Raw genomic sequence first — 18,305 nt, forward strand, 5'->3', positions numbered from 1 at the left:
CCTGTGACGACCCAGTCACGACCATGACCGCCGATCACCCGCTCGTTCGACTCGAAACGCTCGCCTTGATCGCCGTCGGCGGCTTCGCCGGCTCGAACCTCCGCCTGTTCGCGATGGACCTGCTCCCGGACGTTCCCTCGATCGTCCTCGTCAACGCCGTCGGGAGCGCCGTCCTCGGACTGCTGGTCTACGAGGCCGAGTACACCGGCCTGGTCGGCTCGCGGAGCCGCCTGGTCTTTACCACCGGATTCCTCTCGTCGCTGACGACCTACAGCACGTTCGCGCTCCAGACCGCGTTCGCGTCGTCCCCGCTCGCGATGCTTGGAATCGTTGCCGCCAATTACGGGCTCGGGTTCACCGGGGTCCTCGCGGGACGCGGGCTCGCACGCCGGCTCAGTCACGTGCCAGCCGCTGGCGGTGAGACGGCGTGAGCTGGAGTGCGAGCGCGGGCGAGACCGCGTGGCACCTCGCGGCACTCGTCACGTTCGACCCCGACCCGGCCCACGTCGTCGGCACGGGCGGCGCGATCGGGGCGCTCCTCCGGTACTGGGTCTCCCAACGAGTGGCCGGCGACGGGTTTCCGCTGTCGACGTTCCTCGTCAACGTCGTCGGCAGTTTCGTCTTCGGCCTGGCCGTCTTCGCGGGCGCCGGCGAGTCGACGCTTCGCCTGGTCGGCACCGGGATCTGCGGCTCGTTTACGACCTTCTCCTCGTTCTCGGTCGAGACGGTGCGACGCTACGAACGCGGCGACCGCGCCCTCGCGGTCGCCAACGCCGCAGCCAACCTCCTCGCCTCGCTCGCGGCGATCGGCCTGGCGTGGAGCCTCGTCGCCGTCGGGTCCCTCTGAGCGCTGCGAGCGCGCCGAGTCGCGGTCACATCGGCGACGGCCTCGATACATTAGCGAACGATCAGGAACGGTACCAACCCGCACGGCATCGCGCGATCCGTTCGCGTTCGACCCACGGTAGGTTTATGTCCAGACTGGGTTATATGCCGCTATGGAGGCTCGCCAAGAGGCGTGGCGCATCTACCGCGAGTCATTGCCGATCCTCGCGGTCAGCCTCGCTGGTGGGATCTTCTCGGGGACGGTGCTCAGTTCGGACGGGATGACGGCGGGATTCGAACGGTTCCCCGGGCTGTTGTTGTTGCTTCCGGCGTTTCTCGCGACCCGAGGGAACGTCTACGGCGCGCTCGGAGCGCGCATCTCAAGCGGTCTCCATCAGGGGATGATCGACCCGTCGTTCTCGTGGGATCGGCGCCTGGTCAACGCGGTCGCGGCGTCGTTCATCAACGGGATCGGAATCTCGGTGTTTATCGCCGTCCTCTCGTGGGCCATTTTAGAGGTCCTCGGCCGCGAATCGGCCAGGCTGATCGAACTCCTCGGGATCATGCTGGTCTCCGGGGTCCTGACGTCCGCCGCACTGATCTTCGGACTGCTGGCGCTGGTCTTCGCGAGCTACGAGTACGGGCTCGATCCGGACAACCTGATCGGCCCAATCGTGACCACGCTCGGAGACATCTTCGGCGTCGTCTTCCTGTTCGTCGCCGTCACCGTCGTGGGGGTGGCGTTCTGATGGGGGGCACCGACCCCGACGAGTCGCTCGACGCCTGGTCGATCCGCAGCATCGTCGGGACGATGTTTCCGATCCTGATCGCCCTCTCGGTCCTCGAGATGGGGTCGGGGTACGTCCTCGAAGAACTCGAGGAAACCTACCTCGGGAACCCGACGCTGCTGGTGCTCGTCCCCGTGATGATCGGCATGGGCGGTAACCTCGGCGCGATCCTCGCCTCGCGACTCTCGACGCGGCTCCACCTCGGTCTCCTCGAGTTCGATCCCCGGGACACGGTGCTGTGGACGAACATCGTCGCGATCCTCGGCCTGGCGGCGACGATCTTCTCGGCACTGGGCGTCATCGCCTGGCTCGTCAGTCGACTCATCGCTCATCCGATGCCGCTGGCGGACCTGTTTCTCATCTCGGTCATCAGCGGCATGCTGCTCGCGGGCCTGGCGATCGTGCTCAGCCTCGTCGCGACCTACGTCTCCTACGCGTACGGGCTGGACCCGGACGACACGACGATTCCGGTCGTTACAAACGTCTGTGACATCCTCGGCGTGATCGTCCTCTCGGGAGTCGCGATCGTCGTCCTGAACTGAAGCCGACCCGCGAAATGGTCGCGAGCGAGAACCGTAGACCCGCAGGTCGCGAGTGGGCCTCCGGAGCTTCGAGAAGCGCGAGAAGAACCGATCTCCCGTCGTAGCTTCACCTTGTGACCAGAACCACGTAAAAGATACTTCGAGCCGAGATCGGCAGCGCCGTCAGGCGAGGCGATCGAGCGCTATCGATATAACTGGCGAACGTGAGTGCGTGAGAACGGACGACTTCCCGTCATAGCTCTATCTTGTGACCAGAGATACTTAAACGACGAACGGGAGGAGAGACCACCGGATACGAGTGCGGCTACTGGCTCGCCGACCCGGACGCGAGGTCGCGGAAGGCGGCCGCGGCCGTCCGGGTCCCCTTCGAGATGAGCATGTCGCCGCCGCGGAGTTCGGCGTCGGCGTCCGCAACCAGCAGCCAGCCCTCGCCTGGCCGGCGGATGGCGATCACCGACATCGTCGAATCGGCGTCGGGCACGCCCTCGGTCACCGACGTGCCGTCGAGGCCGCTACCCTCGTCGACCTCGACGCGAGTGATGATCTCGTCGCTCTCCTGAACCGCGACTTGAACGACCGGGTGGACGTCGATGTCCCGGAGGACGCCCTCGCTGATCTCGATCGCGGTATCGCTGATCCGCTCCGTGCTGCTGCCGAGTTGAATCAGTCCGCGCAGGACGATCGGATCGTCCGCGTCGGCGGCCGCCCGGAGCGTCCAGGCCTCGAACCGCGACTGCATCGCGTCGACTTCGACCTCGAGGCTGCGGACCTCTTCGGCCAGTTCCTCGCTGTCGAAGAGGACGCTGCTGTAGGCTAGGTCGACCGCCAGCTCGGAGAAGTCCTTCATGTGGATGATCGTGTCTACGGCCCGTTCTAAGTCGTCGAGATCGGGCGTCGCGACGGCGGGTGCCTCGTAGGGGTCCCCGGTCAGCATCTCGCAGACGTCGCCGATCGCCGCGTCGGGGCCACGGAGGAAGGCGACGTCGTCGGCCTCGATGCGCGTCGTCGGGCCCGGGTTGAGCAACCAGTCGCTACCCCGGCGGAGCGCGATCACGCGCACGCCCGTCTCGGACTCGAGGTCGATATCCTGGAGAGTCCGGCCGGCGTACGACGAGTCCGCCGAGACGACGCCCCGGAGCAGGCTCTCGGCGGCGTCGGGCAGGGCCGCCCGCATCGCCTCGGGCAGGCCCATGTCCTCGAGGACGATCTTCGCGATGTCGCCGGCGGCATCGCTGATGCCGTCCGCGGCGCCGACGATGCCCAGCACCGGCGCGAGCTGTTCCGCGTCGGCCGGCTTCCGGGCGGCCATCAGGAGACTCATTCGCGCGCGCAACTCGAGGACGTCCATTCGCTCCTCCAAGCGGAGCACCTCCGTCGCGAGCTCCTCGCTGCGGTGGAGGACCGCCGAATAGGAGAGGTCGATCAGCAGCTCCGCGGTGTCTTTCATCTCGACCAGCACGTCCTTGACGCTGACGGGCTCGTACTCGATCGGCGCCGACGACGTCTCGCCCTCGAGCGGGTCCATACCCGAGAGTCGACTCGCCGACGAAAAAAACGTTTCCCGCCGACGGTCGGCTCCGACGGCGAGTCCGCCTTCCGACACGGTTTTGCCGGGGCGCAAAGAACGCACGAGCAATACCAATGCTCGACCGGACCTACCTGCGCGAGAATCCCGACGAGGTGCGCGACGCCCTCGACAACCGGGGCGCCGACGTCGACATAGACGAGGTGCTCGAGATCGACGAACGGTGGCGCGAACTGAAGGCCCGCGGCGACGAACTCCGCCACGAGCGCAACCAGATCACCCAACAGATCGGGGAACTCGTCGCCCAGGGGAAAGACGAGGAACGCGAGGAAGCGATCGAACAGTCCAGAGAGCTCAAAGACGAGATCGAGGACGTCGAAGCGGAGGCCGACGACCTCCAGGAGGAGCTCCAGGATCGGCTGCTCGAGATCCCCCAAGTCCCCCACGAGAGCGTCCCGCTCGGCGTCGACGAGCGCCACAACGTCGAAGACCGTCGCTGGGGCTTCGACGACCTGCGCGACCTTCCCGCGGAAGTGACCCCCCACTACGATCTGGGCGAGGACCTCGACATCATCGACGAGGAGCGCGCCGCCAAGGTCACCGGCTCCGGCTTCTACTTCGTCAAGGGCGAGGGCGCGCGCCTCGAACACGCCCTGATCCAGTTTATGCTGGACGTCCACCGCGAACAGGGGTACGTCGATCTCTTCCCGCCGATCCCGGTCAAGAGCGCGTCCATGCGCGGCACCGGCCAGCTCCCGAAGTTTGCCGACGACGCCTACCGCCTGGGCGGCAACAACGAGGAGGCGTACGACGATGAGGACCTCTGGCTCTGCCCCACCGCGGAGGTGCCGGTCACCAACATGTACGCCAACGAGATCCTCCTGCAGGACGACCTCCCGCTCAAACACCAGGCCTACACGCCCAACTTCCGGCGCGAGGCCGGCGAGCACGGCACCGAGACCCGCGGGATCGTCCGCGTCCACCAGTTCAACAAGGTCGAACTCGTCAACTTCGTCGAACCCGAGGACAGCTACGACCGCCTCGAGGAACTGCTCGGCGAAGCCGAGGAAATTCTCAAGCGGCTCGATCTCCCCTACCGCATCCTCGAACTCTGTACCGGCGACCTAACCTTCGCCTCGGCGAAGACCTACGACATCGAGGTCTGGGCGCCTGGCGACGACATGGAGGACGGCCCCGAGCAGGGCGGGCGCTGGCTCGAGGTCTCCTCGGCCTCGAACTTCGAGGACTATCAGGCGCGACGGGCCGGCCTGCGCTACCGACCCGAGCGCCACGAATCGGCGGAGTACCTCCACACGCTCAACGCCTCCGGGCTCGCGGTTCCGCGCGTGATGGTGGCGATCCTCGAGTACTACCAGAACGAGGACGGCACGGTGACGGTCCCCGAGCCCCTCCGGCCGTACATGGGCGGCCAGGAGGTCATCGAGGGCCACGAAAAGGTCGGCGAAAGCGCGTTAGGTGCGGGCGAGCGCGAGTAGCGTCGCCGATTCCGTCCCGCTGCACGTGAAGGCGTTCTCGTTGTTCTCGCCTGGCGGGCGCGCTTTCCGTCGCGACTGCTGATACGCTCGACCGCGTTTCGTTCCGGTCCGTTCTCTGTCTGTGCTCGTCGACCGACAGCGAAGCGACGGCTACGGCCGCGTCGGTACGGTCCTGAGCGATCGCTTCGCCGACCACTGGCGGCGCTGGCACGAAAGGAAAGCGAAGAGAAACCGAACGCGAGGGTTCGGCGAGTCGGTCGCTTACAGGTAGGTGATGCTCTCGGCCAGTTCGAGCTTCATGCCCTTGCGCTCGCGGATCTCCATGATCTTCTCGCGCTGGAGCGAGTCGGACATGACCTCGAAGCCGGCGTTCTCCGTGTTCCACGACGCGCGACCCTCGGTCGCGGAGCGGATGTCGCTGGCGAAGCCGATCATCTCGCCGACGGGCGCGATGCCTTCGACGACCATGAGGTCACCCTCCTGGTACATGTCGTCGACGCGGCCACGCCGACCCTGGATCTCGCCGGAGGCGGCGCCCATGTGGTCGTTGGGCACGTCGATGCGGACGTCCTGCATCGGCTCGAGCATCTTGATCTTGCCGTCGATCAGCGCCTTGTGGACGGCCTCGCGGGTCGCGGGGATGACCTGCGCCGGACCGCGGTGGATGGTGTCCTCGTGGAGCTTGGCGTCGTGCAGGCGGATGAGCGTCCCCTGAACCGGCTCGTTCGCGAGCGGACCGTTGTCCAGAGCCTCCTCGAGCCCCTCGATGACGAGTTCCATCGTCTCGTTCAGGTGCTGGATACCCTTCGTGTCGTCGATGAGGATGTTCGTCCCGTGGATGTGCTCGACGTTCTGGGACGTGTCCTTGTCCATGCCGGCCTCCTGCAGGGCCTCGCGCCGTTCCTGCTCGGGCATGTCCATCGACGCCTCGCCGAGCTTGATCGTCTCGACGAGTTCGTCCGTCATCGGCTCGATGGAGATGTAGAACCGGTTGTGGCGGTTCGGCGAGATGCCCTCGACCTCGTCGCTGGGCTGCTGGGGCTGCTCGCGGTAGACGACGATCGGCTCACCGGTGTTGACCGGAATGCCCTGGTTCTTCTCGATGCGCTGGGTGATGACTTCGAGGTGAAGCTCACCCTGCCCGGAGATCAGGTGCTCGCCGGTGTCCTCGTTGATGTTGATCTGGATCGTCGGGTCCTCCTTGGAGACCTGGCGCAGCGTCTCGATCAGCTTCGGCAGGTCGTCCATGTTCTGGGCCTCGACGGACTTCGTGATCACCGGCTCGGAGATGTGCTCGATCGACTCGAACGGCGTCATCTCGACGCTCGAGACGGTCGAACCGGCGATGGCGTCCTTGAGACCGGTGAGGGCGGCGATGTTCCCGGCGGGAACCTCGTCGACCTCCTCGCGCTCGCCGCCCATGAAGATCCCGACGGACTGGACGCGGTTCTTGCCCGCGGTCCCGGAGACGTACAGCTCCTGGCCCTTCTCGAGCGTTCCGGAGAAGACGCGACCGGAGGCGATCTCGCCCGCGTGGGGGTCCATCGAGATGTCCGTGACCATGAAGACGACGTCGCCGTCCTCGTCGACCAGGCGCATGCCCTCGGCGAGTTCGGTGTCGTCGTCGCCGCGCCAGATGCGCGGGATACGGCGGGGCTGTGCGTCGACGGGATTCGGGAAGTGCTCACAGACCATGTCGAGCACGACGTCCGACAGCGGCGTGCGCTCGTGGAGCTCCTGGCGCTTGTCGTTGCGCTCGAGCTCCATGATGTCGCCGAAGTCCATTCCGGTGCGCTGCATCGAGGGCATCGAGACGCCCCACTTGTACAGCGCGGAGCCGAAGCCGACGGTGCCGTCCTCGACGGAGACGGTCCAGTCGTCGATGTCGTCCATGTCCTCGGTCATGCCGCGGATGAGTTCGTTGACGTCGTGGATGACCGAGAGGAGTCGCTTCTGCATCTCCTCGGGACCTTCCTGGAGCTCGGAGATCAGGCGGTCGACCTTGTTGATGAACAGGGTCGGCTTGACGCCCTCGCGGAGCGCCTGGCGAAGCACCGTCTCGGTCTGGGGCATGGCCCCTTCGACGGCGTCGACGACGACCAGCGCACCGTCGACGGCGCGCATCGCGCGGGTCACGTCGCCACCGAAGTCGACGTGGCCCGGCGTGTCGATGAGGTTGATGAGGTGGTTTTCACCCTCGTACTCGTGGGTCATCGACACGTTCGCCGCGTCGATGGTGATCCCACGTTCCTGCTCGTCTTCCTCCGTGTCCATCGCGAGCTGTTCGCCCGCGGTCTCGTCGGAGATCATGCCGGCACCAGCCAGCAGATTGTCGGAGAGCGTCGTCTTCCCGTGGTCGACGTGAGCGGCGATGGCGATGTTCCGGATGTTCTCCGGTTCGTCCATCAGCCGTTCACACTCTTGGACGATCTTCTTGCGTCGGCCCATATACCCCCCATTACCGCCAGCGGGGTCAAAAGGGTAGTGTTTCGTCGCCGCCGGAATCCGTCGCATTTCCCGGCTCGCGCGCTTGAATGTCCAATTTGCGTGAGTGAATGCCACGCAGTAGGTGTCCCGACGGCCGCTATCGGTCCCGGAATCCCTTGCCCAAACCTCGGTCGCGACCGATCGGCGGCCGGCCGCGTCCCGAACTGCGGCCAGGCGTAAGAGCCATACAGCAACAGCCCTTGGTATCAGAACACATGGACATACGCGTACTCGGTCCGGGTCCAACTTCTCCATTCCTCAGCGCCCGCGACCTCTTCGAGACCGAACACGACCTCTCACTACCGGTCCACGTCCAGTTGCGGGACGATCCCGACGAACGGACCTGGGCTGCCCACTACGACGATCGCCACGTGCTAAACATCTCCCGCCAGGCCGCCTCGTCGGCGATGGCCCGCGAACTCGCCCTCCACGAGTTCGCCCACATGGCCCGCCACGAACAGGAACACCCCTCCCACACGCAGTCGACCGAAGAGGTGCTCTATCTGGCGCTGGCCGGCAAGAGCGTCGAGCGGCGAAAACTCTCGCACTGCTACCAGATCGCCAACCACATGAAAGACATCTACGCCGACGACATCACGCTCTCGGTCGGCCCCGGCGAGAAACTGCTCTCGTTTCTCGAGTCCGGCCTGGCGGCAGCCGTCGCGGATCGGCCCGAGACACCGTCCCGACCGGGCCTGCAGCGACTCTCCGCGAGCGCCGATCCGGAGATCACGGCGGTGAACGCGGCCTTCGCGCTGGCGCTGGCGGAGCGACACGACCTCGTCGACGAGGACCACCGCCTGTACGACCTCGCGTACGCGGCCGCGATGGACGCGCCCGAAGTCGACTTCGAAGAGTTCAAACGCCGGTTCCGGGAACTCGCCCGGGAACCCGACGCGAGCACCTACCGGCAGGTGCTAGTCGACGCGACCCGGTCGTACGTCGGCGGCGGCGCAACTCGCGCCGCCGACTGACTCGGCACGACCGACCACCGCTGTAGCGCCTCGTTTCAGGCGACGGCCCCTGAGGCAGTACAGTTCAACCCGAACGCTTATTGTTTGAGATCATAAATCGGTGGAACATACAAGGGATGTTGTCGGGAATGGAGCGCGTGGATGCGAGCGGTGACGGGTTCGCCGACGAGCTAGCGCGCCTGAAACGCCAGGGGGCGAGCGTGCTCGTGGTCGGTCCCGTCTCCGCCGCCCAGCAGTGGGATGCCTGTCGGCGGCTCATGGGGCAGACGGCAGACGCGACCCGCCGCCGCGTCCTCGTCACGACGACCGGCGACCACGACCACGGACACAGTTCGCCGTTCGTCGATATCGACGCCGATGCCGAGACGGAAACGCTGTCGGTCATCAGCTACGACGGTCAGCCCCGCAGCACTGCGCGCACGGGATCGGCGGCCCCATCGACCGACCCGTCGATCGGGTCGGCGGTCACCGCGGAGGTCACCACTCTCGCGGACCTCGGCATCGCCATCTCGCGTGCGATCGAATCCTTCGAGCGCGACGCGAGCGGCCTCGAGCCCGCGGAGCTTAGAGTGGGGGTCGACTCGCTGCTCCCGCTGCTCGAGGGATACGGCCGGCAACCGGTGTTCAAGTTCCTCCACTTGATCAACGGACGCACGCGAGCCGCCAACGGCCTGGCCCACTATCACCTCCCGGTCGAGCGAGACGATCGGACCGTCCCGACCCTCTCGCCGCTGTTCGACGTCATCGTCGAACTCCGAGAACGGAACGGGGTTTCCCAGGAACGGTGGACGGTCAGCGACGGTGATCACTGTTCCGGCTGGCTCTCGGTCGGCCCGGACTAGTCCCGGCTCCGTCGGTAGTTTCACTCCGACCGGTTCGTCACCGTGTGCTCTCGATCCGTCGATCGGACCGCAGACTACGGACGGACAACTCGTTGGACGGTTCCGAGCGGACTCGACTGGGTCATGGCGTGACGCGGAAACGACTGCTAACCGCTAGCAATAGGGATAGGAATAGGAATACCGGTATCGAGTCCGAAGAGAACGGAGAGGGAATCGAACGCCGAACCGACAGAATCGGAACTCGGCGACTCGAGAATCGGCGGTTCGCGTTAGCGTGCGGCTGCCGCGACGCGCTCTTTCTCTTCTTTCTGGCTGACCGCGTAGGTCTGGACGTCGTAGTTGGCCGCGCCGATGAGCTGGCTGGCGATGGCCTCTTCGACGGGCGTCGCCGTCTTGAACGAGGCGTTTTGGACGCCTTCCGCCAGGAACTTCAGGGCCTGGTCGACCCGGCGCTGCGGGGCGACGTCGACGGCCTTCGGGACCGAAATACCACCGTACTTCAGACGAACGGTCTCCTCCCGCGGGGCCGCGTTCTCGACGGCCGTCACGAGCACCTGAATCGGGTTCTCCTCGGTGCGCTCGTTGATGAGGTCGAACGCGTCACGGACGTAGTTGAGCGTCTGCTGTTTCTTGCCCGTGTTCTCCTCGGTCTGCATCAGACGGTTGATGAACCGCTCGACGATGGAGACCTGGGACTTCTTGAACTGCTTGCTGGCGTGGCGACCCGCGGTGTGTGCAACGGGGGTCACCGTGATGTAGCGCTCGGTCGAGGGGTCGGCGTACTCGATTTCGCCGATTTCCCACTCACCGAAGAGCTTCGCCGAGACGTCAGCGCCGCCGGCCGGAGCGTCCGGGTCAGGTTGATCTTCTGCAGCCATGGTTAGCGCACCGGTTTCTCCGCGTTCCCGCGAACGAGTTCCTTGAGCGCGACGCCGTTGACCTTGTCGACCTTGTAGTTGACGCCGGAGAGGTCGCCCATCGCACGACCCTTCGCCCCACCGATACCGGCGATGGTGACTTCGTCGTGTTCGTCGATGAACGAGATGGCGCCGTCACCGGGACAGAACGCGGTGACCTGCTTCCCGTTCTTGATCAGCTGCACCCGGACGCACTTCCGGATTGCCGAGTTGGGCTGCTTGGCCTCGATGCCAACCTTTTCGAGTACGATACCGCGAGCCTGGGGCGCCCCCTCGAGAGGGTCGGACTTCTCGCGAAGTCCACGGGCGCGGCGCGCGTAGTCCGAGTCGGACCACCGCTGCTCCTGGCGGTCCTTCTTGAGCTTGCGCGCGGCGTACTTGCCGTTTGCCATAGTACCCGTCGCTATCCGACGAAGGCACTTAAGCGACCCGTTTCGAGTCGGCGTTACGGCGCGAGAGCGCTCGATTGGGGTCGACGAAGGAATCTGAGCGGGTTTCACCTCCAAATAACAGTTCTCGGGCCGTCCGCCACGGTTCAACACGGTAGCTACTCCGTCACTCTCTCTATGGATGGTGACGAACGCTTTGACGCGGCATTAGAGTTACCGAGACATGTGAAGGATACGATGAAACGGCGGGCAGGCATCGGAGGGCTTGTTGGGACGATCCCGACGCTTCCCGGCTATTTTGATCCAGAAACGGCGATTCGACCCCCGCTATCAGAGCTTATAATCACCTAGAAGTTATTAGTCAAATGGGTCGCATTCTGCACTCGTTATGGCGATAGTCAATACGGTGTTCATCACTACTTCCTGGTTCAAGCGATTCATCGGCCGTTCCGACGGAGAGTCCCATTCCGTCAACGAACTGCCGTCGGTAGACGATCGAACCGGATTCGAAGGGTCACTCGAGGGGTCGGAAGTGATCGGTCGGAGTCCCCTCTCGTACATCGCTGCGGGCGAATCGGTCTCGTCGTTCGTGGGGAAAGAGATCACCAGTAAACTCGCCGAATACGGACTCGAGGACATCGAGCCCGAAGACTGGTATCCACTCGCAATTCCGCTCGCCATGCTGTACGATATGCGCGACGAGTACGGCGGCGTCAGAATGCGGAATATGGGACAGAACGTCCCCAAAAACGTCGAATTCCCGCCAGAGCTTTCCGAGGTCGACAACGCGTTACGAGCGATCGATCAGGCATACCACCAGAACCACCGTGGCGGCGAAATCGGTTCCTACGAGTTCAAAAAAGAAGGGCCGAACGAGGCCAGTATGATCTGTGAAAACCCCTACCCGTGTGAATTCGATAAGGGACTCATCAGAGGCGTCGCGAAGAAGTTCGCAGACAACCCCGTGCAGGTCGAGGAAGTCGGCGACCAGTGCCGAGCGGACGGCGATCACCGCTGCGAGTATCGCATCGAGTGGTTCTGATCGCGTCCACAACGTGACAGGCGTCAGTTACCTTCAAAACGATTCGAAGCCGTGAGCGACGCCCGGATCAGTACGGATACTCTCGGGGCTCGCGCTGGATCGAGATCCACTTCACCGTCGTCAAGGTTTCTAGGATCCACTCGTCGTTGTACCGACCCATTCCCGACGCGCCGACGCCGCCGAACGCGACGTGCGGTTCGTCGTTCAACGGCTGATCGTTGATGTGGACCATGCCCGTCTCCATCGCGTCGGCCACGTCGCGCGCCCGGGCAACGTCCGTCGAGTGAACCGACCCGGAGAGGCCGTACTCGGTGTCGTTGGCGATCCGAATCGCTTCTTCGTCGGTCTCGAAGGGGATGACCGGCGCGACCGGCCCGAAGTGCTCGTTGCAGGCTGCCGGCATGTCGCTGGTGACGTCCGACAGCACCGTGGGCTCGATGAACAGGCCGTCGTGGTCGCCGCCGGTCTCGACCGTCGCGCCGCGCTCAACCGACTCTTCGACGAACCCGACGATCTTGTCACGCTGGCTCTCGTTGATGACCGGACCGACGAGGGTCCCCTCCTCGAGCGGATTACCGATGGGAAGCTGCTCGGCGCGGTCGGCCAGGCCCGCCACGTACTCGTCGTACAGCGACTCGTGGACCAGGTGACGGTTGATCGAGATGCACTCCTGACCCTGATGGGTAAACGACCCGAACGCACCGGCGTCGATCGCGCGTTCGAGGTCGGCGTCTTCGAGCACGACGTGCGCGTTGTTCCCGCCCAGTTCGAGCGCGGGTTCCGTGTACGAACCGACGGCGCGCTGGCCGACGCCCCGTCCGACTTCCGAGGAACCGGTAAACGACATCACCGACGGAACCGAGTGCCCCGAGAAGTGATCCCCGATTTCGTGGCCGTAGCCGGGGACGACGTTCAGGACGCCCTCGGGAAGGCCGGCCTCCTCGAAGATCTTCGCGAGCACGAGCCCGCCCGTCAGCGGGGTGTGTTCGTCGGGCTTCAACACCACGCTGTTGCCCAGCGCGATGGCGGGCGCGACGACTCGACTGGAGAGGTACAGCGGGAAGTTCCAGGGGGTGATGACGCCGACGACGCCGGCCGGTTCGCGCACGAGCAGGTTCTCCTTGCCCGGCGTGACCGAATCCTTGCGGCGACCGCCGTCGCGCATCGCCAGGCCGGCGCCGACCTCCATCGTCCCTTGTGCGAGCTGGATCTCGAAATCGGCTTTCAGCTGCACGCCGCCACATTCGACCGCGAACAGCGTCGCGAGGTCGTCAGCGTACTCGCCGAGTAGCTCGCAGGCCTCGGACACGATCGCGGCCCGTTCCTGTGGCGGTCGCTCCGCCCACTCCGACTGGGCCTCCTCTGCGATTGCGTACGCCTCGTCGACGTCGTCCTCGGTCCCCGAGGGAACCGACGCCAGGGTCGTCCGCGTCGCGGGGTTTTCGACGTCGATCAGGTCCCGGTCGCCGGCAGGAACCCACTCTCCATCGAGATACAGGCCGTTCCACCCGGTTTCCGGCGCGATGTCGAGCGCGTCCACGTCTATCTCTTCGGCAGATAACGTACTTGCATCCGTCATACGACCCTCCCTAGCGGTGGACTCCGCTTATTGGTTTGGTTATGAAATTCACGGCTGAGAACTAGTCGACGCATCTTATGGCCGTAGCAAGGTTGAGCGCGCTGTTTTTTCGTCAGTCAGCGTTCGCGTTATACATCATATTTCAGAACAAAGTTCAGACCTAGCTACGCGATGGCGTCTCAGTTGCCGACGCCGGCTGGACGACAAACTGGCCATTGTTTCCACTGGGAAATGCGTACGGCGTCAGCCAGCGTATGCAAGTCGTACCGATTACCGAAAGAGAACTGCTCGACCGACAGTGAGTTCGGTCGGAAACACCGACACGGAACGGCGAACTGACGGTCAGCGGTCAGATGAGCTGCACGTCGTCGATCCCGAAGTGACGGTTGGCGAGCCGTCGCGCGGCGTCGATCGTCCGCCCGTTTGACCCGATCGCGACGCCGCGGTCGTCCTCCGCGACCTCGACGTAGGCGACCGTATCGTTGTTCTCGCTGATCGTGACGTTGTACACCGCCGCCGGCGCGAGCGCGTTCGCGACGAACGCCTCCGGATCGTCCGCGTCCTCGACCAGGCGAACCCGAGCGTCGGCGTGATCCTCGAACCGCTTGACCGTCCGGCCGCCGGGGCCGATCGCCTCGCTCATCTCGCCGGCTTCGACGACGATGAGCAGCTTGTCGCCGCCCTCGGTAACGAGACAGTCCCGACCGTCCACGCCAGTCACGTCCTCGAATGCGCCGAGGTACTGCCGAGCGTCGTCGTCGAGGGTAACGCCCATCGATCAGTCGGCCTGGCTGCCGCCGGGGCTGGTCGATCCCATCCGGAGGTCGACGTCGCCGGTGCCGAGCTTGATCGGTTTGCCGACGATGACGTTCTCCGTGACGCCGTCTAAGTCGTCGATCTCGCCGTGGATCGCGGCGTTGAGCAGGTGGTTGACCGTCACCTCGAACGCCGCGCGGGCGAGCACGGACTCCTTCGAGCCGGAGATGCCGTGGCGACCGATCGACTCGATCTCGCCGCGGTTGGTCATGATGTCCGAGACGAGCATCAGGTGCCGGACGTTGACGTCGTCCAGACCCTGTTCGGCCAGCGTGTTGTTCGTCTCCTCGATGATGGCCTCGCGAGCCGCCTCGATGCCGAGGTTGCGCCGGATCTCGTGGATGTTGTTACACGTCGTCCGCGAGGCGTCGACGCCCTCGATCTCCAAGACGTCCCCGAAGGCCGATCCCTCGGTGTAGAGGACGAATTCCTCGCTGCCGTCGTCCATTTCCTCGCGGCGGATGACGACCCGGGAGATGTCCTCGATCCCTTTGAACGTGATGTCGCGAAGCTCTTCGACAAGCTGCAGCAGGTCGCGATAGGACGGTTCCTCGGGGCCGAACTCGATCTGAGTGCCCTGCTGGACCGTCTGGACGCCCAGGGAGTCCTCGATGATCTCGGCGACCTCCTCTGGAGTGATCATCCGCTCGCGGAGAGTGTCCTCGTTGAGCGAGATCTGGACGCGCATGTCCGCGACGTTCGTCGAGACGTCGCCCAGCGCGAGGATCTTGGTGGCCTCGATGTTCCAGACGACCTCGTGGGCCTTCTCGCGCTCGGTGGCGTACTCGCCCTCGAGGTAGACGGTCATCATCGGCGTGTCCGGGGTCTTCCGGGCGTCGACCAGCTCGATCAGCCGCGGCAGCCCCTGGGTCACGTCGATCTCGGCGACCCCCGCGTAGTGGAACGTGTTCATCGTCAGCTGGGTCCCGGGTTCGCCGATCGACTGAGCCGAGACCGTCCCGACGGGGTCGAGCGGGTCGACGCGCGTGTCGAGATAGCGCGTCTCGACGGCCTTTGCGAGCTCGTCTGCGTCCTCGACGGTCGCATCGGCGCGGCCCTCGAGTTCCGCGTAGACCTCGTTCTTGAGCCGGCGGGGAAGGTCGGTGTCCTCGACGACGGCGATCGTGTCGTCGGTGACGTCGTAGTCGACCTCAGTCATCGGAGCTCACCTCCGTGCTGCTGCCGGCGAGGCGATCGTCGGCGTACTCCGAGAGGTTCGTCGGCCGCGGTCTGGAGCCGAGGAACTCCTGTTTCTCTTCCTCGGAGTCGAACTCGGAGTCGAGCACGCGGTCGGCGATCTGCGCGACGTCGATGGTGTTGTCGTCGTCGGAGGAGACCTTGACCGGCGAGGTGCCGTCCTCGCCGAACTCGAACTGGACGATGGTGTCCGACGTGTCGCGGACGGTGCCGTCGTACTGGGTCTCCAGTTCGGAGAGGGCGTTGATCAGCCGGCGCTGCAGGTAGCCGGACTTCGACGTCCGGACTGCCGTGTCGACCAGGCCCTCGCGGCCACCCATCGCGTGGAAGAAGAACTCCCGCGGGGTCAGGCCGCTGGTGTAGGAGTTTTCGACGAAGCCGTGCGCTTCGGCCGAGAGGTCGTTGGGCTCGTAGTGGCTGAGGGTGCGGTCCTCGTAACCGCGGTTGATGCGCTCGCCCCGAACCGCCTGCTGGCCGACTGCGCCGGCCATCTGGGTCAGGTTGAGCATCGACCCACGCGCACCGGAGTTCGCCATGACGACGGCAGGGTTGTCGTCCTGGAAGTGCTCGTCGGCGATGTTCCCGGCGTTGTCACGCGCACGCGAGAGCGTCTGCATGATCTTCATCTCGAGGGTCTCGTCGATCGTCCGGCCTGGCAGACTCTCGAGTTCGTTGTTCTCGTAGGCCTCGATCAACTCCTCGACGCGGTCGTTTGCGTCCTCGATCGTCTCGTCGATGCGGGCCTGTGCTTCCTCCGGGATGGTCTCGTCGTCGATGCCGATCGAGAACCCGAAGTGCATGATGGCACGCATCGCCAGCGTCGAGACCTCGTTGATGAAGATCCGGGCGCGGGTGTTGCCGTAGACCTTCGTGATCGTGTCGACGATCTCGCCGCCGAACTCGCCGACCTCGTCCTCGGCGACAGTCCCCTGGATGAGCTGACCGTCCTCGATGACGACCTCGTCGCCGACGGTCCCCGTGAACTCGAGGTTGAGGTCGTCGGGCAGCAGCTCGGAGAAGACGTCGTAGCCGGTCCAGAACGGCTCGTCCTCGTCGTCGATGCCGCTGGGTTCGGGCAGTTCGTCGATCCGAGTCGCCCGCAGCAGGTCCAGCGCTTGGGTCTCGTTGAACCGAGGGTTGTCGTGGGTCAGCAGGTACATCCCGGAGATGTGGTCCTGAATGGCCCCAATGATGTTCTCACCGAAGCGCGGCGAGAGAATCTGTTCCTGCACGCGCATGAGCACGCGCGCCTCGGCACGAGCCTCCTCGTTCTGGAGCGCGTGCATGTTCATCTCGTCGCCGTCGAAGTCGGCGTTGTACGGCGGACAGACGACGGTGTTCAGCCGGAAGGTTTTGTACGGCATGACCACGACCTCGTGGGCCATGATCGACATCCGGTGGAGCGACGGCTGGCGGTTGAAGATGACGATGTCGCCGTCGATGAGGTGGCGGTTGACCTCCCAACCCGCTTCGACCTTCTCGGCGAGTTGCTCGCAGTTCTTCTCGGTCACCTTCAGCCGACGGCCGTCGGGACGCCGAACGTAGTTCGCACCCGGGTGGCCCTCGGGGCCGTTCGAGACGAACCGCCTGGCGTCCTCTAGATTCCGCTCGGTGACGTTCATCGTCTGGGTCATCTCCTTGGCGACGCGGTCCGGGACGCCGACCTCGTTCAGCGAGAGGGTCGGGTCCGGGGAGATGACGGTCCGGGCGGAGAAGTTCACGCGCTTCCCGGACAGCGAGCCACGGAAGCGACCCTCCTTGCCTTTGAGTCGCTGAGAGAGGGTCTTGAGCGGCCGGCCGGAGCGGTGGCGCGCCGGCGGCGTGCCCGAGATCTCGTTGTCCATGAAGGTGGTGACGTGGTACTGCAGGAGTTCCCAGAGGTCCTCGATGATCAGCTGGGGCGCGCCAGCCTCGCGGTTCTCCATGAACCGCTGGTTGATCCGGATGATGTCGACCAGCTTGTGGGTGAGGTCGTCCTCCGAGCGCTGGCCGTTGTCGAGCGTGATCGACGGCCGCGCCGTCACGGGCGGGACCGGCAGCACCGTCAGGATCATCCACTCGGGTCGAGACTTCTCGGGATCGATTCCCAGGACCTCGATGTCCTCGTCCGGAATGTTTTCGAACCAGTCCCGGATGTCCGAGGGCATCAGCTTGTTCGTGTCCTCTTCAGTGAGGTCGATGTCCAGCGCCTTCTCGATGGCCTTGCGCTGATTCTCTCGCGGACGGAACGAACCCGAGAGGATCTCGTTGACCCGGGTGAGGTCGATGTCCGTCTCCTCGGCGAGTTCGTCCGGCGTCGTTCGCTCGACACCGGCCTCCTCGTCGCCCTGCATCGCGCCCGCGATGCGCTGGGAGTACTCGCTGGTCAGGACCTGCTGGACCTCGTAGTAGGTCGTCGGCTTCTCGTGGTCGATGTCGTACTGGATTTCGCCGCAGAACGGACACCGGTCCTTCTTGCGGGCCTGGCGGATCGCGGCCTTGGTCACGTCGTTGAGATCCCGACCGAGATTGCGGGTTTGGTCGAGCTGTCCGCGGAACTCGTCGCGCTCGTCCTCCGTCAGGAGAAGCCGGGAGCACTCCCGACAGGTACCGCGCAGGAGTCGCCGGATGAGCTTCGTGAAGCCGACGTGGATGACCGGGGCAGCCAGTTCGATGTGGCCGAAGTGGCCGTTACACGACCCGGAGTGCTTCCCGCAGGTCTTACACTCCAGTCCGGGGTCGATCACGCCGAGTCGCGGGTCCATTAGCCCCATATCGATGGGGAACCCGTCGTCGTCGTAGGTGTCGGCGGTGATGATCTTCGTCGCGCTCATCTCTCGGTACTCCTCGGGCTCCATGAGCCCGAAGGAGAGCGAGCCGATGTCTTTGGGTGTCGTATCTTGCATG

Annotated in this window: 16 protein-coding genes; 8 read left to right on the forward strand and 8 right to left on the reverse strand. The window is 64.9% G+C overall.

Annotated elements, in window-relative coordinates; all coding sequences use genetic code 11:
- The first annotated feature begins 23 nt into the window (after nucleotides 1-23).
- The 4 genes from BMY29_RS15860 to BMY29_RS15875 all read left to right on the forward strand — a co-directional run bounded on the left by BMY29_RS15860 (nucleotide 24) and on the right by BMY29_RS15875 (nucleotide 2,155).
- Nucleotides 24-431, forward strand: coding sequence for a CrcB family protein (locus BMY29_RS15860; protein ID WP_049991230.1), 408 nt, complete (start codon nucleotides 24-26; stop codon nucleotides 429-431).
- A complete protein-coding gene (gene crcB / locus BMY29_RS15865) occupies nucleotides 428-847 on the forward strand; it encodes a fluoride efflux transporter CrcB (protein WP_049991231.1) in 420 nt (139 codons plus the stop codon). The genes BMY29_RS15860 and crcB overlap by 4 nt, the downstream gene beginning before the upstream one ends.
- Nucleotides 848-998: 151 nt before the next feature.
- Nucleotides 999-1,574 carry a magnesium transporter gene (locus tag BMY29_RS15870; protein WP_049991232.1) on the forward strand — a complete coding sequence of 192 codons (576 nt, stop codon included), beginning with the start codon at nucleotides 999-1,001 and terminating at the stop codon, nucleotides 1,572-1,574.
- Nucleotides 1,574-2,155, forward strand: a complete 582-nt coding sequence (locus BMY29_RS15875; protein ID WP_049991233.1) for a magnesium transporter — start codon at nucleotides 1,574-1,576, stop codon at nucleotides 2,153-2,155. Before BMY29_RS15870 ends, BMY29_RS15875 begins: the two co-directional genes overlap by 1 nt.
- Nucleotides 2,156-2,459: 304 nt before the next feature.
- Here BMY29_RS15875 and BMY29_RS15880 read toward each other — a convergent pair whose 3' ends face one another.
- A complete protein-coding gene (locus BMY29_RS15880) occupies nucleotides 2,460-3,680 on the reverse strand; it encodes a potassium channel family protein (RefSeq protein ID WP_049991234.1) in 1,221 nt (406 codons plus the stop codon).
- A 116-nt stretch (nucleotides 3,681-3,796) separates the two neighbouring features.
- Between BMY29_RS15880 and serS the strand changes: the two genes are divergently transcribed.
- Nucleotides 3,797-5,176: a serine--tRNA ligase gene (serS, locus tag BMY29_RS15885; protein ID WP_049991235.1), complete on the forward strand. Its 1,380-nt coding sequence runs from the start codon at nucleotides 3,797-3,799 to the stop codon at nucleotides 5,174-5,176.
- 261 nt (nucleotides 5,177-5,437) lie between these two features.
- Here serS and BMY29_RS15890 read toward each other — a convergent pair whose 3' ends face one another.
- Nucleotides 5,438-7,624: an elongation factor EF-2 gene (locus tag BMY29_RS15890; protein ID WP_049991236.1), complete on the reverse strand. Its 2,187-nt coding sequence runs from the start codon at nucleotides 7,622-7,624 to the stop codon at nucleotides 5,438-5,440.
- Nucleotides 7,625-7,878: 254 nt separating this feature from the next.
- On the opposite strand from BMY29_RS15890, the gene BMY29_RS15895 reads away from it, so the two are divergent.
- A complete protein-coding gene (locus BMY29_RS15895) occupies nucleotides 7,879-8,637 on the forward strand; it encodes a DUF5781 family protein (RefSeq protein ID WP_049991237.1) in 759 nt (252 codons plus the stop codon).
- Between the two features lie 128 nt (nucleotides 8,638-8,765).
- A complete protein-coding gene (locus BMY29_RS15900) occupies nucleotides 8,766-9,479 on the forward strand; it encodes a DUF7504 family protein (RefSeq protein ID WP_241471309.1) in 714 nt (237 codons plus the stop codon).
- A gap of 269 nt (nucleotides 9,480-9,748) precedes the next feature.
- Here the strand turns inward: BMY29_RS15900 and BMY29_RS15905 are convergent, their stop codons facing one another.
- Both BMY29_RS15905 and BMY29_RS15910 read right to left on the reverse strand, forming a co-directional pair.
- Nucleotides 9,749-10,357, reverse strand: a complete 609-nt coding sequence (locus BMY29_RS15905) for a 30S ribosomal protein S7 (RefSeq protein ID WP_049991239.1) — start codon at nucleotides 10,355-10,357, stop codon at nucleotides 9,749-9,751.
- Between the two features lie 2 nt (nucleotides 10,358-10,359).
- Nucleotides 10,360-10,788, reverse strand: coding sequence for a 30S ribosomal protein S12 (locus BMY29_RS15910; protein ID WP_049922332.1), 429 nt, complete (start codon nucleotides 10,786-10,788; stop codon nucleotides 10,360-10,362).
- A 385-nt stretch (nucleotides 10,789-11,173) separates the two neighbouring features.
- Between BMY29_RS15910 and BMY29_RS15915 the strand changes: the two genes are divergently transcribed.
- Nucleotides 11,174-11,827, forward strand: coding sequence for a 4-vinyl reductase (locus tag BMY29_RS15915; RefSeq protein WP_049991240.1), 654 nt, complete (start codon nucleotides 11,174-11,176; stop codon nucleotides 11,825-11,827).
- A gap of 67 nt (nucleotides 11,828-11,894) precedes the next feature.
- Here the strand turns inward: BMY29_RS15915 and BMY29_RS15920 are convergent, their stop codons facing one another.
- The 4 genes from BMY29_RS15920 to BMY29_RS15935 all read right to left on the reverse strand — a co-directional run bounded on the left by BMY29_RS15920 (nucleotide 11,895) and on the right by BMY29_RS15935 (nucleotide 18,304).
- On the reverse strand, nucleotides 11,895-13,406 hold the full coding sequence (locus BMY29_RS15920; protein WP_049991241.1) for an aldehyde dehydrogenase family protein: 1,512 nt from the start codon (nucleotides 13,404-13,406) through the stop codon (nucleotides 11,895-11,897).
- A gap of 349 nt (nucleotides 13,407-13,755) precedes the next feature.
- The gene (locus BMY29_RS15925) at nucleotides 13,756-14,181 is read right to left on the reverse strand and encodes a NusA-like transcription termination signal-binding factor (protein ID WP_049991242.1); all 426 of its coding nucleotides are present in this window, start codon (nucleotides 14,179-14,181) and stop codon (nucleotides 13,756-13,758) included.
- Between the two features lie 3 nt (nucleotides 14,182-14,184).
- The gene (gene rpoA2 / locus BMY29_RS15930) at nucleotides 14,185-15,381 is read right to left on the reverse strand and encodes a DNA-directed RNA polymerase subunit A'' (RefSeq protein ID WP_049991243.1); all 1,197 of its coding nucleotides are present in this window, start codon (nucleotides 15,379-15,381) and stop codon (nucleotides 14,185-14,187) included.
- Nucleotides 15,374-18,304 carry a DNA-directed RNA polymerase subunit A' gene (locus BMY29_RS15935; protein WP_049991244.1) on the reverse strand — a complete coding sequence of 977 codons (2,931 nt, stop codon included), beginning with the start codon at nucleotides 18,302-18,304 and terminating at the stop codon, nucleotides 15,374-15,376. Before BMY29_RS15935 ends, rpoA2 begins: the two co-directional genes overlap by 8 nt.
- Between the last annotated feature and the right edge of the window lies 1 nt (nucleotide 18,305).

Origin of the sequence: Natrinema salifodinae, assembly GCF_900110455.1 — an archaeon.
Classification (GTDB): Archaea; Halobacteriota; Halobacteria; order Halobacteriales; family Natrialbaceae; genus Natrinema; species Natrinema salifodinae.

What these genes read in the sequence shown, in the direction of transcription:
- BMY29_RS15925 (WP_049991242.1), bottom strand. Translation starts at nt 14,181, where the DNA reads ATGGGCGTTACCCTCGACGACGACGCTCGGCAGTACCTCGGCGCATTC.
- BMY29_RS15935 (WP_049991244.1), bottom strand. Translation starts at nt 18,304, where the DNA reads ATGCAAGATACGACACCCAAAGACATCGGCTCGCTCTCCTTCGGGCTC.
- BMY29_RS15860 (WP_049991230.1), top strand. Translation starts at nt 24, where the DNA reads ATGACCGCCGATCACCCGCTCGTTCGACTCGAAACGCTCGCCTTGATC.
- rpoA2 (WP_049991243.1), bottom strand. Translation starts at nt 15,381, where the DNA reads ATGACTGAGGTCGACTACGACGTCACCGACGACACGATCGCCGTCGTC.
- BMY29_RS15900 (WP_241471309.1), top strand. Translation starts at nt 8,766, where the DNA reads ATGGAGCGCGTGGATGCGAGCGGTGACGGGTTCGCCGACGAGCTAGCG.
- BMY29_RS15870 (WP_049991232.1), top strand. Translation starts at nt 999, where the DNA reads ATGGAGGCTCGCCAAGAGGCGTGGCGCATCTACCGCGAGTCATTGCCG.
- serS (WP_049991235.1), top strand. Translation starts at nt 3,797, where the DNA reads ATGCTCGACCGGACCTACCTGCGCGAGAATCCCGACGAGGTGCGCGAC.
- BMY29_RS15880 (WP_049991234.1), bottom strand. Translation starts at nt 3,680, where the DNA reads ATGGACCCGCTCGAGGGCGAGACGTCGTCGGCGCCGATCGAGTACGAG.
- BMY29_RS15895 (WP_049991237.1), top strand. Translation starts at nt 7,879, where the DNA reads ATGGACATACGCGTACTCGGTCCGGGTCCAACTTCTCCATTCCTCAGC.
- BMY29_RS15920 (WP_049991241.1), bottom strand. Translation starts at nt 13,406, where the DNA reads ATGACGGATGCAAGTACGTTATCTGCCGAAGAGATAGACGTGGACGCG.
- BMY29_RS15890 (WP_049991236.1), bottom strand. Translation starts at nt 7,624, where the DNA reads ATGGGCCGACGCAAGAAGATCGTCCAAGAGTGTGAACGGCTGATGGAC.
- BMY29_RS15910 (WP_049922332.1), bottom strand. Translation starts at nt 10,788, where the DNA reads ATGGCAAACGGCAAGTACGCCGCGCGCAAGCTCAAGAAGGACCGCCAG.
- BMY29_RS15905 (WP_049991239.1), bottom strand. Translation starts at nt 10,357, where the DNA reads ATGGCTGCAGAAGATCAACCTGACCCGGACGCTCCGGCCGGCGGCGCT.
- BMY29_RS15875 (WP_049991233.1), top strand. Translation starts at nt 1,574, where the DNA reads ATGGGGGGCACCGACCCCGACGAGTCGCTCGACGCCTGGTCGATCCGC.
- BMY29_RS15915 (WP_049991240.1), top strand. Translation starts at nt 11,174, where the DNA reads ATGGCGATAGTCAATACGGTGTTCATCACTACTTCCTGGTTCAAGCGA.